This is a genomic window from Halomonas alkalicola (genome assembly GCF_030704205.1).
GTDB classification, from domain to species: Bacteria; Pseudomonadota; Gammaproteobacteria; order Pseudomonadales; family Halomonadaceae; genus Halomonas; species Halomonas alkalicola.
Map to the genome: position 1 here is coordinate 1,421,178 of NZ_CP131913.1, position 24,067 is coordinate 1,445,244.

A 24,067-nucleotide genomic window follows, 5' to 3' on the forward strand; every position below is an offset into this window, starting at 1 on the left:
ACCCGCGAAGCGCTCCCGGCCCTCTTGCAATGGCGATGGAATCGGGTAACATACGCGTCGCTTGCCCAGATGGCGGAATTGGTAGACGCGCTAGCTTCAGGTGCTAGTGTCCGTAAGGACGTGGAGGTTCAAGTCCTCTTCTGGGCACCATCGCTCCCTCGGGATCGATGATCGGGAGTCCGCTCCCCTGCTCTTTATCAGCTCGACTCGCTCGTGTTCGCCCAGGTGGCGGAATTGGTAGACGCGCTAGCTTCAGGTGCTAGTGTCCGTAAGGACGTGGAGGTTCAAGTCCTCTCCTGGGCACCATCCTTCGGGAAACCCGCGAACACGACGAGATGCATGATGCGCCCAGGTGGCGGAATTGGTAGACGCGCTAGCTTCAGGTGCTAGTATCCTTACGGATGTGGAGGTTCAAGTCCTCTCCTGGGCACCACTTTATATCGCTTCATGCCGACTGATCCAGACAAGAGCACCCAGCAAGACCAGCACAGGAAGCCGCGACCGAGATCGCGGCTTTTTTGTGCCTGTCCGCTACGCCCGCCCCGTCAGAAGCGACCCGGCCGGCGCGCCACCTCCTCCAGGGCCCAGCCGCGGGTCACCACCTCCCCCTCCAGCGCCTCGGCGACCGGTTCGGGCAGGTTGGGAAAGAAGTTGAGCCCGGTACGCGCCTCGATCTCGTCCACGCTCACCAGGTAGTCGTCCAGCGGCTCATCCCCACGCACCTCCTGGGGCATGATGAAGGCCAGCACGCGCGGCTCCTCCCCCGGCACAGCAATGATCTTGTAGAAGGCCTCGGGAATCTCCACGAAGCCCACCCGGTTGAGCACGTTGTCGAGAAAGCGCTCCGGAAAAACCGGCCCGGTGATTACCTGCACCTCGCCGAAGCGCGGCACGAAGTGGTCGATCACCACCTCCTCCAGGCGCTGCCACAGCCGCCGATTGAGATCCGGACGCTGAGGCGACATGTTGCTCATGGTGAAGGTGTCGCGCTGGGCATCCGGCCCGTGCACCACGGCGATGGCATAGTTGGGCGCCATATGGCCGCGGTCGTAGCCGCTGCCGGCGTAGTGGTCGGTACCGATCGGCCAGAGGGTGCGCCAGTCGCGCTGAAAGTTCGGCCGCGGCCCCGCCGCGGGGTCATCGACGGCATACAGGCGATAGCTGACCCACAGCGGATTGACCCGCACATCGGACCAGCCCACCAGAAACCCCTCGTTGCGCAGCACCCGATGCAGGCTTGCGGGCGTGGGGCTCTGCCACTCGGGCACCCCCATCCAGACCAGCTGGTCGCGGACCTGGCGCTCCTGGCCATACCAGAGGCCGGAGGTGACCAGCACGAACACCAGGGTGATACCGAAGCGGCGCACCTGGCGGCGCCAGCGCGGGACGGGGGAACGACGACGACTCATCCTTGAAACGGCTTCCAGCGACAGATGACGGGAGGGGAGGCAGGCCGACCCGAGCCACCCGCCCCGGGGGCTGACTCGACAGGCGACTCTCGCGGGCTACCAGCCCAGCGAGAACATGGTCTCCAGGTCGTGGCGGGAGTGCACCTGCATGGCGTTGAGGGTCTCGGTGTCGCGGATACCCTCCACGGCGTTGAGCCGCTCGGTGACCAGCTCCGCCAGGCTCTCGAAGTCGCGGGTCCGGGCGATGGCGACCAGGTCATAGCGCCCGCAGGTGGAGTAGACCTCGCTGATCCCCTCCACGTCGGCCAGGCGCTCGGCCACGGCCTTGACCTGGCCCTTCTCGGCATTGATCAGGATCACGGCATTCTGCATCGGGCACTCTCCCTGCGAAGGCCCCGCGGGGCCTGGTGGTTGTCCGGCCGGCGGCGACCGGCGATGGCGCGAGTATAGCAGCGCCGGCAGCCCGGCAGAATCGCGGCTCAGCCGGGAAGGCTGCCCTCCAGCTCGAGAAGCCGACGCTTGAGCGCCAGGCCACCGCTGTAGCCGCCCAGCCCGTCGGCGGCTACCACCCGGTGGCAGGGAATCAGCAGCGGCAGCGGATTGGCGCCGTTGGCGGTGCCGATGGCCCGCGCCGCCCCCTCGCGGCCGAGCCGGCGCGCCAGCTCGCCGTAGGTGCGTGTCTCGCCCCAGGGGATGCGCAGCAGCGCCGACCACACCTCACGCTGGAAGTCGCTGCCGCCGGGCGACAGGGGCAGGCTGAAGCCATGGCGCCGCCCCTCCAGGTAGGCGAGCAGCTGGTCTCGGGCCTCGGCCAGGGCGTCATCGTCCCGGCGAGCCGCCTCCGGGTCGGGCTGCCCCTCCGCGGCCAGGGTGAGCCGGCACAGCCCCTCGGGCTCAGCGCACAGCAGGATCTCGCCGAGGGGGGAGGTAAAACGGGTAAAGATCATCGGTCCTCCTGGACTCCCGTCTGCCACGCGACAGATTGCCGCACGGCCAATGGCTGGTTCGCATCGCTACAGGCACTCTACTACCATAGAGCAGCGAACTCCCCGGGGCAGCCCCTGTCGGAGCAAGAGGTGGCTCACCACCCTGCGCAAGAGAAAGAAGAACAGGAAGCTTTCCTGCAACCGTGACGAAAAGGAGATCCCATGGCCAACCATAGCCGTCGTGACTTCATGCGCAACAGCCTGCTGGGCCTCGCCGCCCTGCCGCTGGGCGCCGGCATCCTCTCCAAGACCGCCTTCGCCGATACCCTGCCGCGCCTCGATCCGGAAAGCGACCAGGCCCAGGCCCTGAACTACGTCGAAGTCGCCGAGGACGCCGCCGATCACCCGGCCTACGAGGAAGGCGAGGTCTGCGACAACTGCATGTTCTGGCAGGCCGACAGCGAAGGCTGCCAGCTGTTCCCGCAGAACAGCGTCGAACCCAAGGGGTGGTGTCAGTCCTGGACCGCCCAGGCCTGATCCGAGGCCGCCGCACACCGCGGCCAAGCAGACAAGACCCGCGCCTTGGCGCAGGTTTTTTCGTTTCGTGGCAGCGGCCTGGCCGCCCTCAGGCGCGGGCGGCCTCGTCCGGCAGCGGCCATTGATAGCGCCGCACCACCTCGTCTTCCTCCATCGACTCCAGCGTGACCGGAAAGCCCCACAGCTGGTGCAGGTGGCGGATCACCGGATAGACGCTGCGCGCCAGGGGGCGACGGCTGTCCTGGACGTGACGCAGGGTCAGCGAACGGTCGCCGCGGATGTTCGCCGAGTAGACCTGGATATTGGGCTCGCGCAGCGACAGGGCGTACTGGGTGGCCAGCGCCTCGCGGACTCGACGGTAGCCGCGCTCGTCATGGATGGCGCTGACCTCGAGCATCTCCTCCTGGTCGTCGTCCACCACCATGAACAGCTTGAGGTCGCGGATCACCTTGGGCGACAGGAACTGCTGGATGAAGGATTCATCCTTGAAGTTCTTCATGGCGAACTCCAGGGTCTCCCGCCAGTCGCTGCCGGCGATATCCGGAAACCACTGGCGATCCTCCTCCGTCGGGGCTTCGCACAGGCGCCTGAGGTCGCTGAAGATGGCGAAACCCAGCGCATAGGGATTGATCCCGCTGTACCAGGGGCTGTCGAAGGCGGGCTGATGCACCACCGCCGTATGGGACTGCAGGAACTCCAGCATCAGCCCCTCGTCGACCAGCCCCTCCTCATAGAGGCGGTTCATCAGGGTGTAGTGCCAGAAGGTCGCCCAGCCCTCGTTCATCACCTGGGTCTGGCGCTGGGGGTAGAAGTACTGGGCCAGCTTGCGCACGATGCGCACCACCTCGCGCTGCCAGGGCGCCAGCAGCGGCGCATTCTTCTCGATGAAGTAGAGCAGGTTCTCCTGGGGCTCGGCGGGGTAGCGCCCGCCCGCGTGCAGCCCCAGCGGGTCCTCCTCGTCGTGATCGCCGGCCAGCACACCCGCGGGCGCCCGCCCGGGGATGGTGCTCCACAAGGTGTTGACCTGGGACTGCAGGTACGCCTCGCGCTCCTTCTGGCGGCGCGACTCCTCGGCGGCGGAGATCGGCGAGGGGCGCTTGTAGCGGTCGACGCCGTAGTTCTGCAGGGCGTGACAGGCATCCAGCAGCTGCTCCACCGCGGCCACGCCGTGGCGCTCCTCGCACTCGGCCACGTACTGCCGCGCGAACATCAGGTAGTCGATGATCGAGCTGGCATCGGTCCAGGTGCGAAACAGGTAGTTGCCCTTGAAGAAGGAGTTGTGACCGTAGCAGGCGTGGGCCATCACCAGCACCTGCATCATCAGGGTGTTCTCCTCCATCAGGTAGGCGATGCAGGGGTCGGAGTTGATCACCAGCTCGTAGGCCAGGCCCATCTGGCCACGCCGATAGGCCTGCTCCACCGCCAGGAACTGCTTGCCGAAGGACCAGTGGTGGTAGCCCACCGGCATGCCGACGCTGGCATAGGCATCCATCATCTGCTCGGTGGTGATCACCTCGATCTGGTTGGGATAGGTGTCGAGGCGATACTCATCGGCCAGCCGGGCGATCTCGCGCTCGAATTCGGTCAGGGTCTCGAAGTTCCAGTCGGAGCCGGTGGCAATGGGCTTGCGTCGTGTCATGGTCCCTCCTCGGCGCCGCGTCGGCGCTCAGCCGCCAGCGGCGCGCCGCTTGAACAGCTCGCGAAACACCGGATAGATGTCCCCGGCCTCGACGATCTGGCGCATGGCGAAGCGCGACGGAAACTCGGCGGCCACCGTCTCGTATTCCTCCCATAGCGCCTGGTGGGCATGGGGGGTGATCTCCACGTAGGTGTAGTACTGCAGACGCGGCATCAGGCGCTTCAGCAGCAGGTCGCGGCAGGCGACGGAGTCGTCGTCCCAGTTGTCACCGTCCGAGGCCTGGGCCACGTAGAGGTTCCACTGGCGGGGGGGATAGCGCTTGGCGATGATCTCGTCGACCAGGGTCAGGGCGCTGGAGACGATGGTGCCGCCGGTTTCCCGGGAGTAGAAGAACTCCTCCTCGTCCACCTCCTTGGCCGCCGTATGATGACGCACGAAGACCAGTTCGACCTTCTCGTAGCTGCGCTCCAGGAACAGGTAGAGCAGCAGGAAGAAGCGCTTGGCGATGTCCTTGTGGGCCTGGGTCATGGAGCCCGAGACGTCCATGATGCAGAACATCACCGCCTTGCTGGAGGGCATCGGCTGGTTGACCAGGTTGTTGTAGCGCAGGTCGAAGGTATCGATGAAGGGCACCGCCTCGAGGCGCTTCTCCAGGCGCTCGATCTCCACCTTGAGCTCGGCAATGCGCGCCGGGTTGCGCAGCACCGGGTCCTTGCTCTCCTCGACCTCCAGGGCCTCGCGCGCCTCGCGCAGGGCGCGGCGGATGGGCGCCCGCATGGCAATGCGTCGCGCCTGGGCCTCGCGCATGGAGCGCACGATATTGATCCGTGCCGGCACCCCCTCCTTCGACACCCCCGCCCGCACCGGCCTCACCTCGTCGAGGTCCACCAGCGCCTTGCGCTCCAGGTGGGGCAGCTCGAGGCCGTCGAAGACGAAGTCGAGGAACTCCTCGCGGGAGAGGGTGAAGGCGAACTCGTCCATGCCCTCGCCCTGGTCGGAGGCGCTGCCCTCCCCGCCCCCGCCACCCCCCCCGCCGCCGGGGCGACGCAGGCGGTCGCCCTCGACGAATTCGCGGTTGCCGGGCGCCACGATACTGCGCCTGCCCCCCGGGCCATGCTGGAACACCGGCTCGGAGATATCCCGGCTCGGGATCGACACCTTCTCGCCGCGCTCCATATCGGTGATGGAGCGGCGGTTCACCGCCTCCTCCACGGAGCGCTTGATATGGGTGCGATAGCGGTCGAGGAAGCGCTGCCGGTTGACCGCGCTCTTGTGCTTGGCATTGGCCCGTCGATCGATGAAATAGGTCATGGAAGACCTCCTCGGCCTACTGCGACTTGCGCACCCGCAGGTACCACTCGGAGAGCAGGCGCACCTGCTTCTCGGTGTAGCCCCGATCCACCATCCTGGCCACGAAGTCCTCGTGCTTCTTCTGGTCCGCCTGGGAGGCCTTGGCGTTGAAGGAGATCACCGGCAGCAGCTCCTCGGTGTTGGCGAACATCTTCTGCTCGATCACCCCGCGCAGCTTCTCGTAGGACTGCCAGCTCGGGTTCATGCCGTTGTTCTGGGCCCGGGCCCGCAGCACGAAGTTGACCACCTCGTGGCGGAAGTCCTTGGGATTGGAGATGCCGGCCGGCTTCTCGATCTTCTCCAGCTCCTCGTTGAGGGACTGGCGATTGAACAGCTCGCCGGTCTCCGGGTCGCGGTACTCCTGGTCCTGGATCCAGAAGTCGGCGTAGGTGACGTAGCGGTCGAAGATGTTCTGACCGTACTCGGAGTAGGACTCCAGGTAGGCCGTCTGGATCTCCTTGCCGATGAAGTCGACGTAGCGCGGCGCCAGGTACTCCTTGATGTAGCGCAGGTAGCGCTCGAAGGTCTCGCGGGGCAGCTGCTCCTGCTCCAGGCGCTTCTCCAGCACGTAGAGCAGGTGCACCGGGTTGGCCGCCACCTCGTGGCTGTCGAAGTTGAACACCTTGGAGGGGATCTTGAACGCGAAGCGGGTGGAGAGCCCGTCCATGCCCTCGTCGACCCCGGCGGTGTCGCGATACTCCTGGATCGACTTGGCCTTGGGGTCGGTGTCCTTGAGGTTCTCGCCATCATAGACGCGCATCTTCGAGTAGACGCTGGAGTTCTCCGGCTCCTTGAGCCGCGAGAGCACCGTGAACTGGGCCAGCATGCGCAGGGTATCCGGGGCGCAGGGCGCCTGGCTGAGCGAGGAGTGCTCGAGCAGCTTCTGGTAGATCTTGACCTCCTCGGAGGCGCGCAGGCAGTAGGGCACCTTGACGATATAGACGCGGTCGAGGAAGGCCTCGTTGTTGCGGTTGTTGCGGAACGCCTGCCATTCGCTCTCGTTGGAGTGCGCCAGCACGATGCCCTCGAAGGGGATCGCCCCCATGCCCTCGGTAGGGTTGTAGTTGCCCTCCTGGGTGGCGGTCAGCAGCGGATGCAGCACCTTGATCGGCGCCTTGAACATCTCGACGAACTCCATCAGGCCCTGGTTGGCGCGACACAGCCCCCCTGAGAAGCTGTAGGCGTCGGGGTCGTCCTGGGAGTACATCTCCAGCTGACGGATATCCACCTTGCCCACCAGCGAGGAGATGTCCTGGTTGTTCTCGTCGCCGGGCTCGGTCTTGGAGATGGCGATCTGGTTGAGGCGCGAGGGGTAGAGGCGCACCACCCGGAACTGGGAGATGTCGCCGCCGTACTCCTTGAGGCGCTTGGCGGCCCAGGGCGACATCACGCTCTTCAGGTAGCGCCGCGGAATGCCGAACTCCTTCTCGAGCAGCTCGCCATCCTCCTCGGGGGAGAACAGGCCCAGCGGCGATTCATAGACCGGCGAGCCCTTGATGGCGTAGAAGGGCACCTTCTCCATCAGCAGCTTGAGGCGCTCGGCCAGCGACGACTTGCCGCCCCCCACGGGGCCCAGCAGGTAGAGGATCTGCTTGCGCTCCTCGAGGCCCTGGGCGGCGTGGCGGAAGAACGACACGATCTGCTCGATCGCCTCCTCCATGCCGTAGAACTCCGAGAACGACGGGTAGCGGCGGATGACCTTATTGGAGAAGATCCGCGACAGCCGTGGATCCCTGGCGGTATCGATCACCTCGGGCTCGCCGATGGCCTCGAGCATCCGCTCGGCGGCAGATGCGTAGGCCGATGGCTCCCGTCGACAGAGTTCCAGGTACTCCTGCAGGGTCAGCTCCTCCTGCTGGACGCGCTCGTAACGGTTCTGCACATGGTCGAAGATGCTCATCGATGCCTCCTTAAAGCCCGATGATTCGGCGCCTGGTTCGTCCGGGGCGCCCCGGGTCGTGGCAATCACAGCGTAGGACAGTCCGGCACAGCATTAGCGGACATCGAATCAACGCTGGACCTTATCCCCTAAGAGCCTGTGGACGACCAAGGGTTCGTTGGCAGGGAGGCAGTTTTGCCAACGCAAGATGGCGAGGGCCCGCCGAGACGTCTCGGCGGGCCCTGGAGGGAGGCACGAAGCACTCGGGCAAGGATCTAGAGGGCGGCTGCCACCCGGGTGCCCTGATCGATGGCGCGCTTGGCATCCAGCTCGGCGGCCTCCTCGGCGCCGCCGATCAGGTGCACCTCGATGCCCGCCCCCTGCAGCGGGTCGAGCAGCTCGCGCACCGGCTCCTGGCCGGCACAGACCACCACGCTGTCCACCGCCAGCCGGCGGACCTCGCCCGCCTGGCGGACATGCAGGCCGGCATCGTCGATGCTCAGGTACTCGCAGCCGGCCAGCGTCTCGACGCCGCGATGCTTGAGCGAGGCGCGATGCACCCAGCCGGTGGTCTTGCCTAGGCCGCGGCCGGGCTTGGAGGCCTTGCGCTGCAGCAGGAAGACCTGGCGTGGCACCTCGGGGCGGCGCGGCGCCTTGAGCCCGCCCGGCGTGGCGACCGAGAGATCCACGCCCCACTCGTCGCACCAGGCCTCGCGGTCCAGCGACGAGGACGCGCCCTGGGTGAGCAGCTCCACCACATCGAAGCCGATCCCGCCGGCGCCGATGATCGCCACCCGCCGCCCGACCCGCTCCGGGTGCAGGATCGCCGTGGGATAACCCATCACCTTGGGGTGGTCACTGCCGGGAAGCGCCAGGGCGCGCGGGCGCACCCCGCTGGCCAGCACCACCGCATCGAAGTCGCGCAGCGCCTGGAGGTCCGCCTCGCAGCTGAGGCGCACCTGCACCCGGTGCCTGTCGAGCATCACCCGGAAGTAGCGCAGGGTCTCGTCGAACTCCTCCTTGCCGGGGATACGGCGCGCGTAGTTGAACTGCCCGCCCAGCTCGGAACCGCGCTCGAACAGGGTCACCGCATGGCCACGCTGAGCGGCGGTCACTGCGGCCGCCAGCCCCGCCGGACCGCCCCCCACCACGGCGATGCGCCGCGGCGCGCGGGCGGGCTCGATCACGAGCTCGGTCTCGTGGCCGGCGCGCGGATTGACCAGGCAGGAGGTCGCCTTGCCCTCGAAGGTATGGTCCAGGCAGGCCTGGTTGCAGGCGATGCAGGTGTTGATCTCCTCGGGCCGGCCCTCGGCGGCCTTGGTGACCCAGGCCGGGTCGGCCAGGAAGGGGCGCGCCATGGAGACCATGTCCGCATGGCCCTCGGCCAGCACCCGCTCGGCCACCTCCGGCATGTTGATGCGGTTGGTGGTGATCAGCGGTACCGAGAGCTCGGCCTTCAGCCGGCGGGTCACCTCGGTGAAGGCCGCCCGCGGCACGCTGGTGACGATGGTCGGCACCCGCGCCTCGTGCCAGCCGATACCGGTATTGATCAGGCTGGCGCCGGCGGCCTCGATGGCGCGCCCCAGGACCACCACCTCCTCATGCGTGCTGCCCTCCTCCACCAGGTCGATCATGGAGAGGCGGAAGATGATCAGGAAATCGTCGCCCACCGCCGCGCGCATGCGCCGCACGATCTCCACCGGGAAGCGGATGCGATTCTTGAAGGACCCGCCCCAGGCATCGTCGCGCCGGTTGGTGCGCCGGCAGACGAACTGGTTGATCAGGTAGCCCTCGGAGCCCATCACCTCCACGCCGTCGTAGCCGGCCTGCTGCGCCAGGCGGGCACAGCGCACATAGTCGGCGATCTGCCGCTCCACCTCGTCGGCGGAGAGCTCCCGGGGCGTGAAGGGATTGATGGGCGCCTGGATCGCCGAGGGGGCCACCAGCTCCGGCGAATAGGCGTAGCGCCCGGCATGCAGGATCTGCAGGCAGAGGCGCCCGCCCTCGGCGTGCACCGCCTCCACCAGGCGGCGATGATCGGGCAGCTGCGCCTCCCGCTCCAGGGTGGCGGCGCCCTGGAAGACGGCGCCCTCGGGGTTGGGCGCGATGCCGCCGGTGACGATCAGCGCCACCCCCTCCCGGGCCCGCTCGGCATAGAAGGCGGCCAGGCGCTCGAAGCCGCCGGGCGCCTCCTCCAGGTTGGTGTGCATGGAGCCCATCAGCACCCGATTGGGCAGCGTCAGGTGGCCCAGCGTCAGGGGACGGAAGAGATGGGGATAGGCAGTCACGGCATGCTCCTTGTTCTTGATCCAAATTCAAACAACTGTATGACAGCAGACACGAAGGCGCAAAGCCCGATGCAGGAAACGGCAGAGGAACAAGGGGGCAGGAACGAGGGAGGGGGCAGAAACGACGAAGCCCCGAGCGGCTGGGCTCGGAGCTTCGAGAAGTCGTGTGCATGACCGTGCACGGGCAGAAACACTTGCAGCAGTTGGCGGACCGGACGGGACTCGAACCCGCGACCTCCGGCGTGACAGGCCGGCATTCTAACCAACTGAACTACCGGTCCGCGTGGTGGGTGATACCGGATTCGAACCAGTGACCCCCAGCATGTGAGGCTGGTGCTCTAACCAACTGAGCTAATCACCCACGTGAACTGCAAAGCGTGCTGCAACTTTCTACTGCTGTCAGGCCATCATCGTGGCGGACCGGACGGGACTCGAACCCGCGACCTCCGGCGTGACAGGCCGGCATTCTAACCAACTGAACTACCGGTCCGCAAGATGACACCTGGCGAAAACACGTTGGCGGACCGGACGGGACTCGAACCCGCGACCTCCGGCGTGACAGGCCGGCATTCTAACCAACTGAACTACCGGTCCGCTGCGTGCTTTCTACGTGATCCACGACCGCCCGAGGGCAATGGTGGGTGGTACAGGGTTCGAACCTGTGACCCCCAGCTTGTAAGGCTGGTGCTCTCCCAGCTGAGCTAACCACCCCTGGTCACGTGGCGCTGCATTCTACAGGGGTGCCGGCCAATGTCAACGCTTTTTGCCCACTCTTCGACAACCGCCATTTGTCGGCATTTCATCGAGTTGCCCACGCCACCCCCACGCCCCCGGGTTCAGGCACGCTCGGCCATGTTGCTGGCGCCCGAGCGGGGCCTCGCCGCGCATCTCCAAAGGGCTCTTGGGCAACAAGCCGGCGACCTCGATCTCCCTCCAGCAGGTACCGGAAATCGGGTCGAGGTAATGGGCGCATAATCTCGGGTGGCATATGATGTGGTAAGGGAGCTTGTCGTGGGCTCTCCGACTACACTAATTGGCGTGTTCAGGATCGAGGCGGGCTGCGCTAGAATCCAGACCGGCTTGACCTGCATCATTTCTTGGGGCGCTGGGTCCGTGGCAAACTGGCGCAGCTTCCGCAGCTTCAAACCCACCACCCTGCTACCGCGTTCGATGGGAACCTGACATGAGCACAGCACTTGAACACCCGACCTACAACTACAAGGTAGTTCGGCAGTTCGCGATCATGACAGTAGTGTGGGGCATCGTCGGCATGCTCCTCGGCGTCATCCTCGCCGCACAACTGGTATGGCCGCAACTCAACCTCGATCTGCCCTGGACCAGCTTCGGCCGCCTGCGGCCGCTGCACACCAATGCCGTGATCTTTGCCTTCGGGGGTTCCGCGCTGTTCGCCACCTCCTACTACGTGGTTCAGCGGACCTGTCAAACCCGCCTGTGGTCCGATAAGCTGGCCGCCTTCACCTTCTGGGGCTGGCAGGCGGTGATCCTGTCCGCGGTGATCACCCTGCCGCTGGGCTACACCACCACCAAGGAGTACGCCGAGCTGGAGTGGCCGATCAACATCCTGATCGCCGTGGTGTGGGTCACCTATGCCCTTGTCTTCCTGATGACCATCAAGCAGCGCAAGACCTCCCACATCTACGTGGCCAACTGGTTCTTCGCCGCCTTTATCCTGACCGTCGCGGTGCTGCACATCGTCAACAACGCCGCCATCCCGGTCACCGCCATGTACTCGGTCTCCATCTACGCCGGCGCCATCGACGCCATGGTGCAGTGGTGGTACGGCCACAACGCGGTGGGCTTCTTCCTGACCGCCGGCTTCCTGGGGATGATGTACTACTTCGTGCCCAAGCAGGCCGAGCGTCCGGTCTACTCCTACCGTCTCTCCATCGTGCATTTCTGGTCGCTGATCATGGTCTACATGTGGGCCGGGCCGCACCACCTGCACTACACCGCCCTGCCCAACTGGGCCCAGTCGCTGGGCATGGTGATGTCGATCATCCTGCTCGCGCCCTCCTGGGGCGGCATGATCAACGGCATGATGACCCTCTCCGGCGCCTGGCATAAGCTGCGCACCGACCCGACCCTGCGCTTCCTGGTGGTGGCCCTCTCCTTCTACGGCATGTCCACCTTCGAGGGACCGATGATGGCGGTGAAGACCGTCAACGCCCTCTCCCACTACACCGACTGGACCATCGGTCACGTGCACGCCGGCGCCCTGGGCTGGGTGGCGATGATCACCATCGGCTCCATGTATCACCTGATCCCGCGCCTGTTCGGCCGCACCGAGATGCACTCCGTGGGCCTGATCGCCGTGCACTTCTGGCTGGCCACCATCGGCACCGTGCTCTATATCGCCTCCATGTGGGTCAACGGCATCCTGCAGGGCCTGATGTGGCGCGCCATCAACCCCGACGGCACCCTGATGTACACCTTCATCGAGTCCGTCGAGGCCAGCGGCCCGGGCTACATCGTGCGCCTGATCGGCGGCCTGTGCTGGGTCGTGGGCATGCTGATCATGGCCTACAACGTCACCATGACCGTCAAGCGCGGCGAAGGCGCTCGTCAGCCGCTTCCGCAGACTGCCTGAGCCAACCGGGGATACCGACACCAATGAAACACGAGATTGTCGAAAAGAACGTTGGCCTGCTCGCCGTGCTGATCCTTGTCGTCATCAGCTTCGGCGGCCTGGCCGAGGTCGTGCCGCTGTTCTTCCAGAAGCAGACCACGGAGCCGGTGGACGGGCTGCGTCCGCTCTCGGCCCTGGAGCTGGAAGGCCGCGACATCTATCGCCGCGAGGGCTGCGTCGGCTGCCACTCGCAGATGATCCGCCCGTTCCGCGCCGAGACCGAGCGCTACGGCCACTACAGCGTGGCCGGCGAGTCGGTCTACGACCACAACTTCCTGTGGGGCTCCAAGCGCACCGGCCCGGACCTGGCCCGCGTCGGCGGCCGCTACAGCGATGACTGGCACCGTGCCCACATGTACAACCCGCGCGACGTGGTGCCCGAGTCGATCATGCCCGCCTACCCGTGGCTCTTCGAGCGCACCCTCGACGGTAACGCCACGCCGCGCAAGATGGAGGCGCTGCGCCGCCTGGGCGTGCCCTATACCGACGAGGACATTGCCAACGCCACGCGTGACGTTCGCGGCCAGCAGGAGATCACCGCATTGGTGGCCTATCTCCAGCAGTTGGGCACCGTTCTCGAAGGCACGCGCTGATCATGGATACCGGGACTTTCCGCGGCATTATCACCGGTCTGCTGATCGTGGCCTTCCTCGGCATCACCTGGTGGGCCTACTCGAAGCGGCGCAAGCCGGATTTCGACGAGGCGGCCCACCTGCCCTTCGCCGATGATGATGAGCAACCGAACCGTGACAGGAGCGCCTCGCCGAACGGGGCGGATTCCCGCAAGAGCAAGGGAGACAGGAACACATGAACAATCTCTGGGGTGACTCCCTTTCCGGGTTCTGGAGCGCCTGGATCATCGTCATCACGCTGGGCTCCATCGGCCTTGCCTTCTGGCTGCTCTACGCCAACCGCAAGACCGACAAGATCCCCGACGCCGATGGCAACATCGAGACCACCGGACACGCCGCCGATGGCATCGAGGAGTACGACAACCCGCTGCCGCGCTGGTGGTTCCAGCTCTACGTGGGCACCGTGATCTTCGCGCTGGGCTATCTGGTGCTCTACCCCGGCCTCGGCAACTTCGCCGGCGTGCTGGGCTGGACCCAGGAGGGGCAGTGGGAAGAGGAGGTCGCCCGCGCCGAGGAGCGCTTCACGCCGATCTTCGCCCAGTACCAGGAGATCCCGATCCCCGAGCTGGCTCGCGACGCCGACGCCATGCAGGTGGCCGAGCGCATCTACCTCAACAACTGCGCGGTGTGCCACGGCTCCAACGCCCAGGGCGGCTACGGCTTCCCCAACCTGACCAACGACGACTGGCTCTACGGCGGCGAGCCCGAGCAGATCGTCCAGACCCTGGTGCGGGGCCGCAACGGCCTGATGCCTTCCTGGCAGCAGCTCGGCGAGACCAACATCGAGAACGTCACCCAGCATGTCCTCGCCCTCTCCGGCCTGGAGCATGACGAGGAGCGCGCCGAGCGCGGCGCCGCCACCTACGCCTCGGTCTGCGCGGCCTGCCACATGCCCGACGGCACCGGCAACCAGGCGCTGGGTGCGCCCAATCTGACCAACGATATCTGGCTCTACCAGGCACCCGGTCAGAGCGTGGCAGACTCCGTGCGCCAGACCCTGCGCAACGGCCGCAACGGCCACATGCCGGCCCAGGCAGCCTACATCGGCGAGGAGCGCGTCCACCTGGTGGCCGCCTACGTCTACAGCCTGCGCTTCCGGGACTGACCCGAGAGCCAGGAACCAGCGGAAGGGTGCGGCGTCAGGTCGCACCCTTTCTCGTTGGACCGGCGACTCGATACAATGAGTGCCGCAAGATCAGCGCCGGCCCTCCCCTCCTCCCTGCCGTGAGCCTGCCATGAGCGACAAGATCCCCGCCCGCGATGTCACACCGTCACCGGTCGAGCACCATGCGCCCGGCGCCACGGTGCAGCAGGAGATGTACGCCAAGCGGCGCCATATCTATGTGCGGGAGATCAAGGGGCTCTTCCAGCGGGTGAGACGCGGCGCCAACTGGCTGCTGATGCTGCTCTTCTTCGTGATGCCCTGGGTCCCCTGGGGGGACCGCCCGGCGATCTGGTTCGACCTGCCCGGCCGCGAATTCCATATCCTGGCCGCCACCTTCTATCCCCAGGAGTTCATGCTGCTCTCCTGGCTGCTGATCATCTGCGCCTTCGGACTCTTCTTCATCACGGTGTTCGCCGGCCGCGTCTGGTGCGGCTACACCTGCCCGCAGAGCGTCTGGACCTTCCTGTTCATCTGGTTCGAGCACCGCCTGGAGGGGAGCCGCAACCGACGCATCAAGCTCGACAGCCAGCCCATGAGCGCCGACACGCTGTGGCGCAAGGGCGCCAAGCACGCCATCTGGCTGGTCATCGCCCTGGCCACCGGGGTGACCTTCGTCGGCTACTTCACGCCGATTCGCCAGCTGGTGGTCGATCTGCCGACCCTGCAGGCCCACGGCTGGTCCTACTTCTGGGTCGGCTTCTTCCTGGTCTTCACCTACCTCAATGCCGGCTGGCTGCGCGAGCAGGTGTGCATCTACATGTGCCCCTACGCCCGCTTCCAGTCGGTGATGTTCGACCGCGACACCCTGATCGTCTCCTACGACACGGGGCGCGGCGAGCCGCGCGGGGCCCGCAAGAAAACGCTCACCCATGAGCAGGCCCGGGCCGCCGGCCACGGCGACTGCATCGACTGCGACCTCTGCGTGCAGGTCTGCCCCACCGGCATCGACATCCGCGACGGCCTGCAGTACGAATGCATCACCTGCGCGGCCTGCATCGACGCCTGCGACAGCGTGATGGACCGCATGGGCTACCCCCGCGGCCTGATCCGCTACACCACCGAGAACGCCCTGGAGGGCAAGCCCACCCATATCCTGCGGCCGCGCCTGATGGGCTACCTGGCGGCGCTGCTGGTGATGATCGGGGTCTTCGCCTGGGCCGTGACCGATCGCATGCCGCTGGGCTTCGAGGTGGAGCGCGAACGTACCCAGCTCTACCAGCTGACCCGCGAGGGCCGGCTTAGCAATGTCTATGTGCTGATGGTGCGCAACCTGGACGGCCAGGAACACAGCTATCGCCTGGAGGCCTCGGGCCTGCCGGGGCTGGCCCTGGATACCGAGCGCCTCACGGTGCCCGCCGGCGACAGCCGCCGCGCCGTGGTGACGATCACTGCCGACCCGGCGGTGATCGAGCGCCCCAGCCACCCCATCACCCTGCGCATCGAGGCCGATGACCACCCACGCATCGCCATGGAGCGCGAGACCCGCTTCATCGGCGAGATCCGGAGATGACATGTCCAACACCGTGACCCCCTGGTACAAGCAGTTCTGGCCCTGGCTGCTGCTCGGCCTCCTGTTCACCTCGATCACCGCCAGCAGCACCCTGGCGGTGCTGGCCGTGAGGAGCGCCGACGGCATGGTGCAGGAGGACTACTACGAACATGGCCGCGCCATCAACATGGTGCTGGCCAAGCAGGAGCGCGCCGCCGAACTGGGGCTCTCCGCCAGCCTGCGCATCGACCCGCTCACCAGCGACGTGGTCGTCGACCTGGAGGGCGGCAACGGCTTCCCCGAGAGGCTCGACTTCGAGCTGATCTTCCCCACCCAGGACGACCGCGACATCGAGCTTACCCTGGAACACGTGCGCGACGGTCGCTACCTGGGCCAGGCCCCCGACAACCTGCGCTACCGCTGGTACCTGCAGCTGCAGCCCCAGAGTGACGAGCCCGAGTGGCGCCTGGTGGGCGAGGCACGCTTCCCCGAGGAGGAGTCCGTGCGCCTGACCCCCGGCCGGGCCGCGCCCGACGGCGACACCTGACATGCCTGAGCGGCAAGGACTCCTGCGCCCATGAGTGACGCTGTCGCTGTCGGCTCGGCGGAGTGCTACCACTGCGGCAGCCGGGTTCCCCCCGGCGCCCCCTGGTCGATCACCCTCGATGACACCCGCCAGCCGCTCTGCTGCCCCGGCTGCGAGGCGGTGGCCCACGCCATCGTCGATGGCGGGCTGGCGAGCTACTACCGCTTCCGCACCGAGCTGCCGGAACCCCCCGACGAGCGCGACACCGTGCGCGCCGAGACCTGGGCGGTGTTCGACGACCCGGGGCTGCAGCGCCAGTTCGTGCACGCGGAAGGCGACGACAGTGGCCGGGTCCACGCCACCCTGGCGGTGGACGGCATCACCTGTGCGGCCTGCGCCTGGCTGATCGAGCACCGCCTCAATGCCCTGCCCGGCGTCGCCTCCAGCGCCGTCAACCTGACCCACCACCGGGTGCGGGTGAGCTGGGACCCCGAGGCGGTCAAGCTGTCGCGGATCCTGGCCGAGATGGCCGCCATCGGCTATCAGGCCCAGCCCTACGAGCCCGACGAGGCCCAGGCGCGCCTGCAGCACGAGGAGCGCATGAACGTGCGCCGGTTGATCATCGCCGCGGTGGGCATGGCCCAGGTGATGATGTTCTCCATCCCCATCTACGTGGCCGGCCCCGAGGGCATCAGCGAGGACTTCCACGCCCTCTTCCACTGGCTCTCCTTCGCCCTGACCACCCCGGTGGTGTTCTTCTCGGCGGCGCCCTTCTTCCGCAATGCCGTGCGCGACCTGCGCACCCGGGTGCTGGGCATGGACGTGCCGGTCTCCCTGGCCATCGGCTTCGCCTACGCCGCCAGCGGCTATGCGGTGATCACCGGCAAGGGCGAGGTCTACTTCGACTCGGCGGCGATGTTCACCTTCTTCCTGCTCTTCGGGCGTTACGTGGAGGCCCGCGCCCGCCGCCGCAGCGGCCACAGCGGTAACGCCATGGCCGGCGCCCTGCCGCTCTCGGCCATTCGCCTCACCGACGAGGGGGAGGAGCGCATCCTGCCGGCCAGCGAGTTGGCCTCCGGCGACCGAGTGCTGGTCAAGCCCGGCCACGGCGTGCCCGCCGACGGGGTGATCGAGGACGGCGAATCGAGCCTCGACGAGTCCATGCTGACCGGCGAGTACCTGCCGGTCACCCGCCGCCTCGGCGACACCGTCACCGGCGGCAGCCAGAATATCGAGAGTCCCCTGGTGGTGCGCGTGACCCACGCCGGACGCGACGCCCGCGTTGCCGGCATCGTCGACCTCACCGACCGCGCCTTCGCCAGCCGCCCGCGCCTGGCGCAGATGGCGGCGCGCATGGCCCACCTCTTCGTGCTGCGCCTGCTGGTGGTCACCGCCGTCGTCACCATCGCCTGGTGGTTCATCGACCCGGCGCGCATGCCCTGGATCATGCTCTCGGTGCTGGTGGTCACCTGCCCCTGCGCCCTGGCCCTGGCCACCCCCACCGCACTCACCGCCGGCCACGGCCAGCTGCGCCGCCGGGGCGTGCTGGTGACCCGCGCAGATGCCATCGAGGCGCTCTCCCAGATCGACCGGGTGATCCTCGACAAGACCGGCACCCTGACCAGCGGCCAGATGACGCTGGTGGAGACGCGGCCCCTGGGCGGGCTCGACGCCGCGCGGGCCCGCACCCTGGCGGCCGCCCTGGAGGCGCGTTCGGAGCACCCCATCGCCCGGGCCTTCCATCCCTACCGGCTGGCCACGGTGCACGCCACCGAGGTGGCCAGCCGCACCGGCCAGGGCCTCGAGGGCACCCTCGACGGCCGCCGCTGGCGGCTCGGCAAGGCCGAGTTCGCCGCCCCGGACGCGACGCCAAGAGCCCCCGGCGGGGGGCAGTGGCTGCTGCTCGCCGAAGAGGGCGAGCCCCGGGCCTGGTTCGCCCTGCAGGACAGGATCCGCGAGGATGCCGCCGACACCGTGGCAGCGCTCAAGGCGCTGGGCCTTGCGGTCGAGCTGCTCTCCGGCGATACCCCAGAGGCCGCCGGCGACCTCGCCCGGCGCCTCGATATCCCCACCTGGCGCGGCGGCGCCAGCCCCGAGGAGAAGCTTGAGCGCATCCGCGAGTGCCAGGCCGCGGGCGAGAAGGTCGCCATGGTCGGGGACGGCATCAACGACGTGCCGGTGCTGGCCGGTGCCGACGTGGCCATCGCCATGAACGGCGCCACCGACCTGGCACGCACCAGCGCCGATGCCATCCTGCTGAGCCCGCGCCTGTCACGCATCGTCGAGGCGGTCGAGATCAGCCGCGCCACCCGCCGGGTGATGCGCCAGAACATGATCTGGTCGGTGTGCTACAACTTCACCGCCATGCCCATCGCCGCCGTGGGGCTGGTGCCCCCCTGGCTGGCCGCCATGGGCATGTCGGCCAGCTCCCTGGTGGTGGTGGGCAACGCCCTGCGCCTCAACCGCTTCCGCAGCCGTGCCATGCCTGCCGCCCCGCTGCCGACGCCATCCCCTGAACCGAGCCGGGTGACCCCATGAGCATTCTCTACCTGCTGATCCCGCTGTCGCTGACCCTGCTGGGCCTGGCCGTCTGGGCCTTCTTCTGGGCGGTCAAGCATGACCAGTTCGAGGACCTGGAGGGCCCCGCCCACCGCATCCTCTTCGACGAGGACGAGAACGACCTTCCCCCCGAGGAGCGCCAGCGCCGCCGCGAGGCCCGCGAGCGCGCCGCGCAGGAACGCCGCGACGCCGACCCGGAGCCCTGATGGACCCCACCGGTCTCGGCCTGCCGCCCCTCGCGGCGGCCTTCGTCTTCGGCCTGCTGGGGGGCGCCCACTGCATCGGCATGTGCGGCGGCATCATGAGTGCCCTGACCTTCGCCGTGCCCCCCAGCATGCGTTCCCCTGCTCGCCTCGCGGGCCTGCTGCTGGGCTACAACCTGGGGCGCATCGGAAGCTACATGGTGGCCGGCGCCCTGGTCGCCACCCTCGGCACCCTGCTCAGCCTCACCCCCGGCATGCGCCTCGTCCTGCAGGGCCTTGCCGCGCTGATGCTGATCCTGATGGCGCTCTATATCGCCGACTGGTGGAAGGGGCTGCTGCGGGTCGAGGCGCTGGGCAGGCGCCTCTGGCGCCATCTGGAGCCGGTGGGCCGGCGGCTGATGCCGGTGGTGAGGGCGCCCCAGGCCGTGGCGCTCGGCGCGGTGTGGGGCTGGCTGCCCTGTGGGCTGGTCTACTCGATGCTGGCCTGGAGCCTGGCCATGGCCGACCCGCTCAAGGGGGCCGCCCTGATGGGCGCCTTCGGCCTCGGCACACTGCCGGCGCTGCTCGCCACCGGCCTGGCGGCGCGCCAGCTGGGGGGGCTGATTCGTCACCGGGCCACCCGCAACATCGCCGCGCTGTCGATCATCGCCTTCGCCCTGTGGCAGCTGTGGCTGATGCTGCCCGCTCAGGGTCACGGCTGATTCGGCACTATTCCACGCCGGATTGACGCAGCTCAACGCCGCCGGCGTCTAGCCGCCCTAGCATGGAGAGCACATCCATAGCCGGGAGCGCCGTCATGCCCGTTCAGGCGAAACGCAACGATCGCGCCGGGCCATCCTGGACTGCCGGAGGCAGGCCCTCGATGCAGTACCATGACCACGACGGATCGCACTACCTCACCTACCCCGACGCCGCCCGCCTGGCGACGGGGGACGGCCCCGCGGCGCTGACCCGGGCCCTGGCCGAGCGCTCCCCCGGCGCGCCGCTGGCGCTGCACGTGCGCCTGCCCTTCTGCCGGCAGGCCTGTCGCTTCTGCGCCTCCCAGCGGGTGCCCTCACGGGACAGCCGCCAGGCCGACCCCTACCTCACGCGGCTCGACCGCGAGATGGTGCTGGTGAGCCGCCTGCTGGGCCGCCTCCCGGCCGTGCAGCGCCTGCACTGGGGCGGCGGTGCCCCCGCCTTCCTCTCGCTGGACCAGATGGGCGACCTGTTCGACCGCCTCGACGCCCGCTTCGGGCTGTCCGGCGCCCGAGGGCGCGACTTCAGCATCGAGATCGACCCCCGCGAGGCCGATGTCTTCACCCTGCGCCACCTTCAGGCGCTGGGCTTCAACCGCCTGAGCCTCGGCGTCCAGGAGCTCGACCTGCGCGTCCAGAAGGCGATCAACCGGGTCCAGCCCCGGGTGCTGACCGAGTCCCTGGTGGACGAGGCCGAACGCCTCGGCTTCCACTCCCTCAACCTCGACCTGATCGTGGGCCTGCCGCTGCAGACCCCCCGGGGCTTCGGCGAAACCGTGGAGCAGGTGATCGCCATGACCCCGGCGCGCATCACCCTGCGCCGCTACGCCCACCTGCCGGAGCGCTACCGCCCCCAGCGCGAGATCGACGCCGAGGATCTGCCCGACGCCGCCACCCGGCTGGCGATCCTCGAGGCGGCTCGCGAGCGGCTAGATGACGCCGGCTACGTGCACATCGGGCTCGGCCAGTTTGCCCGCCCCGATGACAGCCTGGCCCAGGCCCTGGGGGAGGGTCGCCTGGCCCGCGGCCTGCAGGGCTACACCCACTACCCGCCCGGCGACCAGCTCGGCCTCGGGGTCGCCGCCCTCAGCCGGGTCGGCGATACCCTGGCCCGCAACGCCCTGAGCCTGGCCGACTACGAGGCGGCGCTGGACGCCAGCCAGCTGCCCGCCAGCGCCGGCTACCGGCTGGACGCGGTCGAACGCCTGCACCGGGATGCCATCGAGGCGCTCGCCTGTCGCCGCGAGCTGGATCTGGCCGCACTCTCGCAGGCCCATGGGCTCGACGCCGGCGCGGCCCTGGCCGGTGCCCTCGAGCGCCTCGCCCCCTTCTGCCGGGCGGGGCTGCTCGAGCGCCACGGCCAGTGCCTGCGGGTAACCCCCGACGGGCTCTGGGGCCTGACCCACCTGCTCGCCGCCTTCGATCCCCAGGCCACCCCGGTGGCGTAAGCCAGGCCGGGCGGGCCTACCTCCTTGGAGGTGGTTTGCCCTGCCCGAAGTTTCCTCCATAATGGTCGACATGATCATGATCAAGGAGGAGGCGGCCATGCCCGATAGCCTGACCGGACGGCGGCGCTCTGTACTGCACGAGACTCGCTGCCAGACCTGCAGCCTGAGTTCGCTCTGCCTGCCGCTGGCCCTCGAGGTTCAGGACATGGACCAGTTCGACGCCATCATCCGACGGCGCGCGCCCCTCAAGAAGGGAGAGACCCTGTTCCGCCAGGACAGCCCCTTCACCAGCGTCTATGCGGTGCGCTCGGGCAGCCTCAAGCAGGTGACCACCGAGGGCAGCGGCGACGACCAGCTAACCAACTTCTACCTGCCCAGCGAACTGGTGGGGCTGGACGGCATCGACGAGGAGCAGTATCCCGGCACGGTCGTGGCCCTGGAGACCACCACCGTGTGCGAGATCCCCTTCGATCGCCTGGACCAGCTGTCGGAGTCCCTCCCCGAGCTACGCGGCCAGCTCTATCGCAGCATGAGCAAGGAGCTGCGCGACGACCGCCGCATGATGCGCCTGCTCTCTCGCAAGACTGCCGACCAGCGCCTGGCCAGCTTCTTCACCAGCCTCTCCGACCGCTTCCGCCGGCGCGGCTACTCCCCCTACAGCTTCCGGCTCTCCATGTCCCGGGCCGATATCGGCAACTACCTGGGCCTGGCGGTGGAGACCGTCAGTCGCATCCTGGGCCGCTTCCAGAGCCAGGGCCTGGTGGAGGTCTCGGGCCGCGAGGTGCATATCCTCGACCTGGAGTCGCTGATCCAGGTCGCCGAGGAGGAAGGGGCCAAGTAGCACCGAGCCGCCTGGCCTTAACCCCTCACGTAGAAACCCCCATCGGGCGAGTGCCCGATGGGGGTTTCTGGTTTTCGAGCCATGAGTTCCCGAGCCCTGGCGCCGGCGTCGGGGCTACTCGTTCAGCAGTTCGATGCGGCTGGCCTGCCGCCGCGCCTGCGCCTCCTCGAGCCCGGCGAAGTCGAACAGCTCGCGGTCGGCCAGCTGCGACGGTGCCACGTTGGTCACCGCCTTGAACATGCTCTCCAGGCGCCCGGGGTGCTTCTTCTCCCATTCGGCGAGCATCTCCTTGACCACCTGGCGCTGCAGGTTGGGCTGGGAACCGCACAGGTTGCAGGGGATGATCGGGAAAGCCATCAGCCGGGCAAACTCGGCGATATCCGCCTCGCGGCAGTAGGCCAGCGGGCGGATCAGGATGTTCTTGCCGTCGTCGGAGAGCAGCTTGGGGGGCATGGCCTTGAGGCTGCCGCCGAAGAAGAGGTTGAGGAACAGCGTCTCGAGGATGTCCTCGCGATGGTGGCCCAGGGCAATCTTGGTGGCGCCGATCTCCTCGGCGAAGCCGTAGAGGGAGCCGCGGCGCAGCCGCGAGCAGAGCGCGCAGGTGGTCTTGCCCTCCGGCGTCTTCTCCTTGACCACCGAGTAGGTGTCGCGCTCGAGGATATGGTACTCGACGCCGATGGACTCGAGGTACTCGGGCAGCACCTGCTCGGGGAAACCGGGCTGCTTCTGGTCGAGGTTGACCGCCACCAGCGAGAAGTCGATCGGGGCGTTGCGCTGCAGGCTGCGCAGGATCGAGAGCAGGGTGTAGCTGTCCTTGCCGCCGGAGAGGCAGACCATCACTCGGTCGCCCTCGTGGATCATGCCGTAGTCGATGATGGCGTTACCGACCTGGCGGCGCAGGCGCTTCTGGAGCTTGTTGAACTCGCGCCTGCCCCGCGCATCCAGGGCATCGAGGAGCGGCGAGGGGGCCTCCTGCTGCGGGGAGCCCCCGGCGGGGGCCTCGGCGTCGGTGTCGCGGGGGTCGAAGATCACGGCGTCTTGCATGTCGGTCGGCGCTGCCAGTGCGGGCAAAAATGACGGGCGCCCATCCTACCATCGCCGGCGACGTCAGGCGACGCCGTCACGCCTCAGGCGTCGCCCCGCAGGGCGCTGGTCTCGCGCTCCAGGCGCAGGAAGATCAGCGCCGTGGTCACCGCATCCCCCAGCGCCGTATGGCGCCCCATCACCGGCACGTCCAGCAGCTCGGCCACCTTCTCGAAGCGCGGCGCCGACTCCACCTCGGGGTGGCGGCGGCGCAGGCGGCGCAGATAGTGCTGGGCCACGTCGATGGTGGCGTTGGGCAGCTCGAAGCCGACGCGCGGGCGCAGCTCGCGATTGAGGATCGCCAGGTCGAAGTCCAGGTGCCAGCCCACCAGCGGGCGATTGCCGACGAAGTCGAGCAGGCGCTCCAGCGCCTCGTCCACCGCCATGCCGCCCTCCAGGTCGATGCCGCGCAGGCCGTGAATGCGGATCGAATCGCCACACAGCGAGGCCGGGCGCGCCAGGCGCAGGTCCAGGGATTCGCTGGTCAGCACCCGGTCGCCACGCACCTTGACGGCGGCGATGGAGACCAGCTCCGCGCTGCGCGTATCAAGCCCGGTGGTCTCGGTATCGATGACCACCATCTCGTCACCGGTATAGGGGTGGAAGAGCCAGGCGTAGTCGCCGTTGGCGTGCCGTCTTCGGTCGGCAGCGCGCCGCAGGACCTTGAGCATGAGGGGTCTCCTGTTGTGATTGTCGTTCCTTCGTGCAT

At 67.8% G+C, this 24,067-nt stretch carries 21 protein-coding genes and 8 tRNA genes; 15 read left to right on the forward strand and 14 right to left on the reverse strand.

Annotation, left to right across the window (positions count from 1 at the left end):
* Nucleotides 1-63: 63 nt before the first annotated feature.
* The 3 genes from B6N23_RS06725 to B6N23_RS06735 all read left to right on the forward strand — a co-directional run bounded on the left by B6N23_RS06725 (nt 64) and on the right by B6N23_RS06735 (nt 433).
* Nucleotides 64-150 (forward strand) — tRNA-Leu (locus B6N23_RS06725).
* Nucleotides 151-219: 69 nt separating this feature from the next.
* Nucleotides 220-306: transfer RNA gene (locus B6N23_RS06730), tRNA-Leu, on the forward strand.
* Nucleotides 307-346: 40 nt separating this feature from the next.
* Nucleotides 347-433, forward strand: a tRNA-Leu gene (locus B6N23_RS06735).
* A 112-nt stretch (nt 434-545) separates the two neighbouring features.
* Here B6N23_RS06735 and B6N23_RS06740 read toward each other — a convergent pair.
* The 3 genes from B6N23_RS06740 to B6N23_RS06750 form a co-directional block, all read right to left on the reverse strand.
* A complete protein-coding gene (locus B6N23_RS06740) occupies nt 546-1,409 on the reverse strand; it encodes a DNA/RNA non-specific endonuclease (protein ID WP_110068494.1) in 864 nt (287 codons plus the stop codon).
* A gap of 96 nt (nt 1,410-1,505) precedes the next feature.
* Nucleotides 1,506-1,781 carry an Lrp/AsnC family transcriptional regulator gene (locus B6N23_RS06745; RefSeq protein WP_110068493.1) on the reverse strand — a complete coding sequence of 92 codons (276 nt, stop codon included), beginning with the start codon at nt 1,779-1,781 and terminating at the stop codon, nt 1,506-1,508.
* 107 nt (nt 1,782-1,888) lie between these two features.
* Complete coding sequence (locus B6N23_RS06750; RefSeq protein ID WP_110068492.1) at nt 1,889-2,356, reverse strand: methylated-DNA--[protein]-cysteine S-methyltransferase; 468 nt, start codon at nt 2,354-2,356, stop codon at nt 1,889-1,891.
* Nucleotides 2,357-2,557: 201 nt separating this feature from the next.
* Here B6N23_RS06750 and B6N23_RS06755 point away from each other — a divergent pair, with 201 nt between their 5' ends.
* Nucleotides 2,558-2,872, forward strand: coding sequence for a high-potential iron-sulfur protein (locus tag B6N23_RS06755; protein ID WP_305503113.1), 315 nt, complete (start codon nt 2,558-2,560; stop codon nt 2,870-2,872).
* A gap of 88 nt (nt 2,873-2,960) precedes the next feature.
* On the opposite strand, the gene B6N23_RS06760 is transcribed toward B6N23_RS06755, so the two are convergent.
* The 9 genes from B6N23_RS06760 to B6N23_RS06800 form a co-directional block, all read right to left on the reverse strand.
* A complete protein-coding gene (locus B6N23_RS06760) occupies nt 2,961-4,511 on the reverse strand; it encodes a SpoVR family protein (protein ID WP_305503118.1) in 1,551 nt (516 codons plus the stop codon).
* Between the two features lie 27 nt (nt 4,512-4,538).
* Nucleotides 4,539-5,822 (reverse strand): YeaH/YhbH family protein, encoded by a 1,284-nt coding sequence (locus B6N23_RS06765; RefSeq protein WP_305503121.1) that lies wholly within the window; start codon nt 5,820-5,822, stop codon nt 4,539-4,541.
* Nucleotides 5,823-5,838: 16 nt separating this feature from the next.
* Nucleotides 5,839-7,761: a PrkA family serine protein kinase gene (locus tag B6N23_RS06770; RefSeq protein WP_305503123.1), complete on the reverse strand. Its 1,923-nt coding sequence runs from the start codon at nt 7,759-7,761 to the stop codon at nt 5,839-5,841.
* 254 nt (nt 7,762-8,015) lie between these two features.
* Nucleotides 8,016-10,028, reverse strand: a complete 2,013-nt coding sequence (locus tag B6N23_RS06775) for an FAD-dependent oxidoreductase (protein ID WP_305503125.1) — start codon at nt 10,026-10,028, stop codon at nt 8,016-8,018.
* Between the two features lie 204 nt (nt 10,029-10,232).
* A tRNA-Asp gene (locus B6N23_RS06780) sits at nt 10,233-10,309 on the reverse strand.
* 3 nt (nt 10,310-10,312) lie between these two features.
* Nucleotides 10,313-10,389 (reverse strand) — tRNA-Val (locus B6N23_RS06785).
* Between the two features lie 52 nt (nt 10,390-10,441).
* Nucleotides 10,442-10,518 (reverse strand) — tRNA-Asp (locus B6N23_RS06790).
* A gap of 27 nt (nt 10,519-10,545) precedes the next feature.
* Nucleotides 10,546-10,622 (reverse strand) — tRNA-Asp (locus tag B6N23_RS06795).
* Nucleotides 10,623-10,663: 41 nt separating this feature from the next.
* Nucleotides 10,664-10,739: transfer RNA gene (locus tag B6N23_RS06800), tRNA-Val, on the reverse strand.
* A 472-nt stretch (nt 10,740-11,211) separates the two neighbouring features.
* On the opposite strand from B6N23_RS06800, the gene ccoN reads away from it, so the two are divergent.
* The 11 genes from ccoN (at nt 11,212) to fnr (ending at nt 22,275) form a co-directional block, all read left to right on the forward strand.
* The gene (gene ccoN, locus B6N23_RS06805; protein ID WP_119021970.1) at nt 11,212-12,636 is read left to right on the forward strand and encodes a cytochrome-c oxidase, cbb3-type subunit I; all 1,425 of its coding nucleotides are present in this window, start codon (nt 11,212-11,214) and stop codon (nt 12,634-12,636) included.
* A 23-nt stretch (nt 12,637-12,659) separates the two neighbouring features.
* Nucleotides 12,660-13,268: a cytochrome-c oxidase, cbb3-type subunit II gene (ccoO, locus tag B6N23_RS06810; RefSeq protein WP_305503128.1), complete on the forward strand. Its 609-nt coding sequence runs from the start codon at nt 12,660-12,662 to the stop codon at nt 13,266-13,268.
* 2 nt (nt 13,269-13,270) lie between these two features.
* Entirely contained in the window at nt 13,271-13,486 is a 216-nt protein-coding gene (locus B6N23_RS06815) for a cbb3-type cytochrome oxidase subunit 3 (RefSeq protein WP_110068484.1), read from the forward strand.
* A complete protein-coding gene (ccoP, locus tag B6N23_RS06820; protein WP_305503131.1) occupies nt 13,483-14,412 on the forward strand; it encodes a cytochrome-c oxidase, cbb3-type subunit III in 930 nt (309 codons plus the stop codon). The genes B6N23_RS06815 and ccoP overlap by 4 nt, the downstream gene beginning before the upstream one ends.
* A 130-nt stretch (nt 14,413-14,542) precedes the next feature.
* Nucleotides 14,543-15,982, forward strand: a complete 1,440-nt coding sequence (gene ccoG / locus B6N23_RS06825) for a cytochrome c oxidase accessory protein CcoG (RefSeq protein WP_302141110.1) — start codon at nt 14,543-14,545, stop codon at nt 15,980-15,982.
* Nucleotide 15,983: 1 nt separating this feature from the next.
* A complete protein-coding gene (locus B6N23_RS06830) occupies nt 15,984-16,508 on the forward strand; it encodes a FixH family protein (RefSeq protein WP_110068481.1) in 525 nt (174 codons plus the stop codon).
* Between the two features lie 30 nt (nt 16,509-16,538).
* Complete coding sequence (locus tag B6N23_RS06835; RefSeq protein ID WP_305503133.1) at nt 16,539-19,025, forward strand: heavy metal translocating P-type ATPase; 2,487 nt, start codon at nt 16,539-16,541, stop codon at nt 19,023-19,025.
* A complete protein-coding gene (ccoS, locus tag B6N23_RS06840) occupies nt 19,022-19,252 on the forward strand; it encodes a cbb3-type cytochrome oxidase assembly protein CcoS (RefSeq protein ID WP_110068479.1) in 231 nt (76 codons plus the stop codon). Before B6N23_RS06835 ends, ccoS begins: the two co-directional genes overlap by 4 nt.
* A complete protein-coding gene (locus B6N23_RS06845; protein ID WP_305503136.1) occupies nt 19,252-19,950 on the forward strand; it encodes a sulfite exporter TauE/SafE family protein in 699 nt (232 codons plus the stop codon). The genes ccoS and B6N23_RS06845 overlap by 1 nt, the downstream gene beginning before the upstream one ends.
* A 161-nt stretch (nt 19,951-20,111) precedes the next feature.
* Nucleotides 20,112-21,434 (forward strand): oxygen-independent coproporphyrinogen III oxidase, encoded by a 1,323-nt coding sequence (gene hemN / locus B6N23_RS06850; RefSeq protein ID WP_305503138.1) that lies wholly within the window; start codon nt 20,112-20,114, stop codon nt 21,432-21,434.
* A 97-nt stretch (nt 21,435-21,531) separates the two neighbouring features.
* Entirely contained in the window at nt 21,532-22,275 is a 744-nt protein-coding gene (gene fnr, locus B6N23_RS06855) for a fumarate/nitrate reduction transcriptional regulator Fnr (RefSeq protein ID WP_119023644.1), read from the forward strand.
* A 114-nt stretch (nt 22,276-22,389) separates the two neighbouring features.
* On the opposite strand, the gene ttcA is transcribed toward fnr, so the two are convergent.
* Both ttcA and B6N23_RS06865 read right to left on the reverse strand, forming a co-directional pair.
* On the reverse strand, nt 22,390-23,319 hold the full coding sequence (ttcA, locus tag B6N23_RS06860) for a tRNA 2-thiocytidine(32) synthetase TtcA (protein WP_169957526.1): 930 nt from the start codon (nt 23,317-23,319) through the stop codon (nt 22,390-22,392).
* Between the two features lie 83 nt (nt 23,320-23,402).
* Nucleotides 23,403-24,029 (reverse strand): 3'-5' exonuclease, encoded by a 627-nt coding sequence (locus B6N23_RS06865; RefSeq protein WP_119021980.1) that lies wholly within the window; start codon nt 24,027-24,029, stop codon nt 23,403-23,405.
* Between the last annotated feature and the right edge of the window lie 38 nt (nt 24,030-24,067).

Bases quoted from the DNA above. Each gene is read 5' to 3' on its own strand.
- fnr (WP_119023644.1), top strand. From the start codon at position 21,532: ATGCCCGATAGCCTGACCGGACGGCGGCGCTCTGTACTGCACGAGACT.
- ccoN (WP_119021970.1), top strand. From the start codon at position 11,212: ATGAGCACAGCACTTGAACACCCGACCTACAACTACAAGGTAGTTCGG.
- B6N23_RS06750 (WP_110068492.1), bottom strand. From the start codon at position 2,356: ATGATCTTTACCCGTTTTACCTCCCCCCTCGGCGAGATCCTGCTGTGC.
- B6N23_RS06815 (WP_110068484.1), top strand. From the start codon at position 13,271: ATGGATACCGGGACTTTCCGCGGCATTATCACCGGTCTGCTGATCGTG.
- B6N23_RS06865 (WP_119021980.1), bottom strand. From the start codon at position 24,029: ATGCTCAAGGTCCTGCGGCGCGCTGCCGACCGAAGACGGCACGCCAAC.
- B6N23_RS06770 (WP_305503123.1), bottom strand. From the start codon at position 7,761: ATGAGCATCTTCGACCATGTGCAGAACCGTTACGAGCGCGTCCAGCAG.
- B6N23_RS06755 (WP_305503113.1), top strand. From the start codon at position 2,558: ATGGCCAACCATAGCCGTCGTGACTTCATGCGCAACAGCCTGCTGGGC.
- ccoP (WP_305503131.1), top strand. From the start codon at position 13,483: ATGAACAATCTCTGGGGTGACTCCCTTTCCGGGTTCTGGAGCGCCTGG.
- B6N23_RS06845 (WP_305503136.1), top strand. From the start codon at position 19,252: ATGGACCCCACCGGTCTCGGCCTGCCGCCCCTCGCGGCGGCCTTCGTC.
- B6N23_RS06760 (WP_305503118.1), bottom strand. From the start codon at position 4,511: ATGACACGACGCAAGCCCATTGCCACCGGCTCCGACTGGAACTTCGAG.
- B6N23_RS06830 (WP_110068481.1), top strand. From the start codon at position 15,984: ATGTCCAACACCGTGACCCCCTGGTACAAGCAGTTCTGGCCCTGGCTG.
- B6N23_RS06765 (WP_305503121.1), bottom strand. From the start codon at position 5,822: ATGACCTATTTCATCGATCGACGGGCCAATGCCAAGCACAAGAGCGCG.
- ccoO (WP_305503128.1), top strand. From the start codon at position 12,660: ATGAAACACGAGATTGTCGAAAAGAACGTTGGCCTGCTCGCCGTGCTG.
- ccoS (WP_110068479.1), top strand. From the start codon at position 19,022: ATGAGCATTCTCTACCTGCTGATCCCGCTGTCGCTGACCCTGCTGGGC.
- B6N23_RS06835 (WP_305503133.1), top strand. From the start codon at position 16,539: ATGAGTGACGCTGTCGCTGTCGGCTCGGCGGAGTGCTACCACTGCGGC.
- ttcA (WP_169957526.1), bottom strand. From the start codon at position 23,319: ATGCAAGACGCCGTGATCTTCGACCCCCGCGACACCGACGCCGAGGCC.
- hemN (WP_305503138.1), top strand. From the start codon at position 20,112: ATGCAGTACCATGACCACGACGGATCGCACTACCTCACCTACCCCGAC.
- B6N23_RS06740 (WP_110068494.1), bottom strand. From the start codon at position 1,409: ATGAGTCGTCGTCGTTCCCCCGTCCCGCGCTGGCGCCGCCAGGTGCGC.
- ccoG (WP_302141110.1), top strand. From the start codon at position 14,543: ATGAGCGACAAGATCCCCGCCCGCGATGTCACACCGTCACCGGTCGAG.
- B6N23_RS06745 (WP_110068493.1), bottom strand. From the start codon at position 1,781: ATGCAGAATGCCGTGATCCTGATCAATGCCGAGAAGGGCCAGGTCAAG.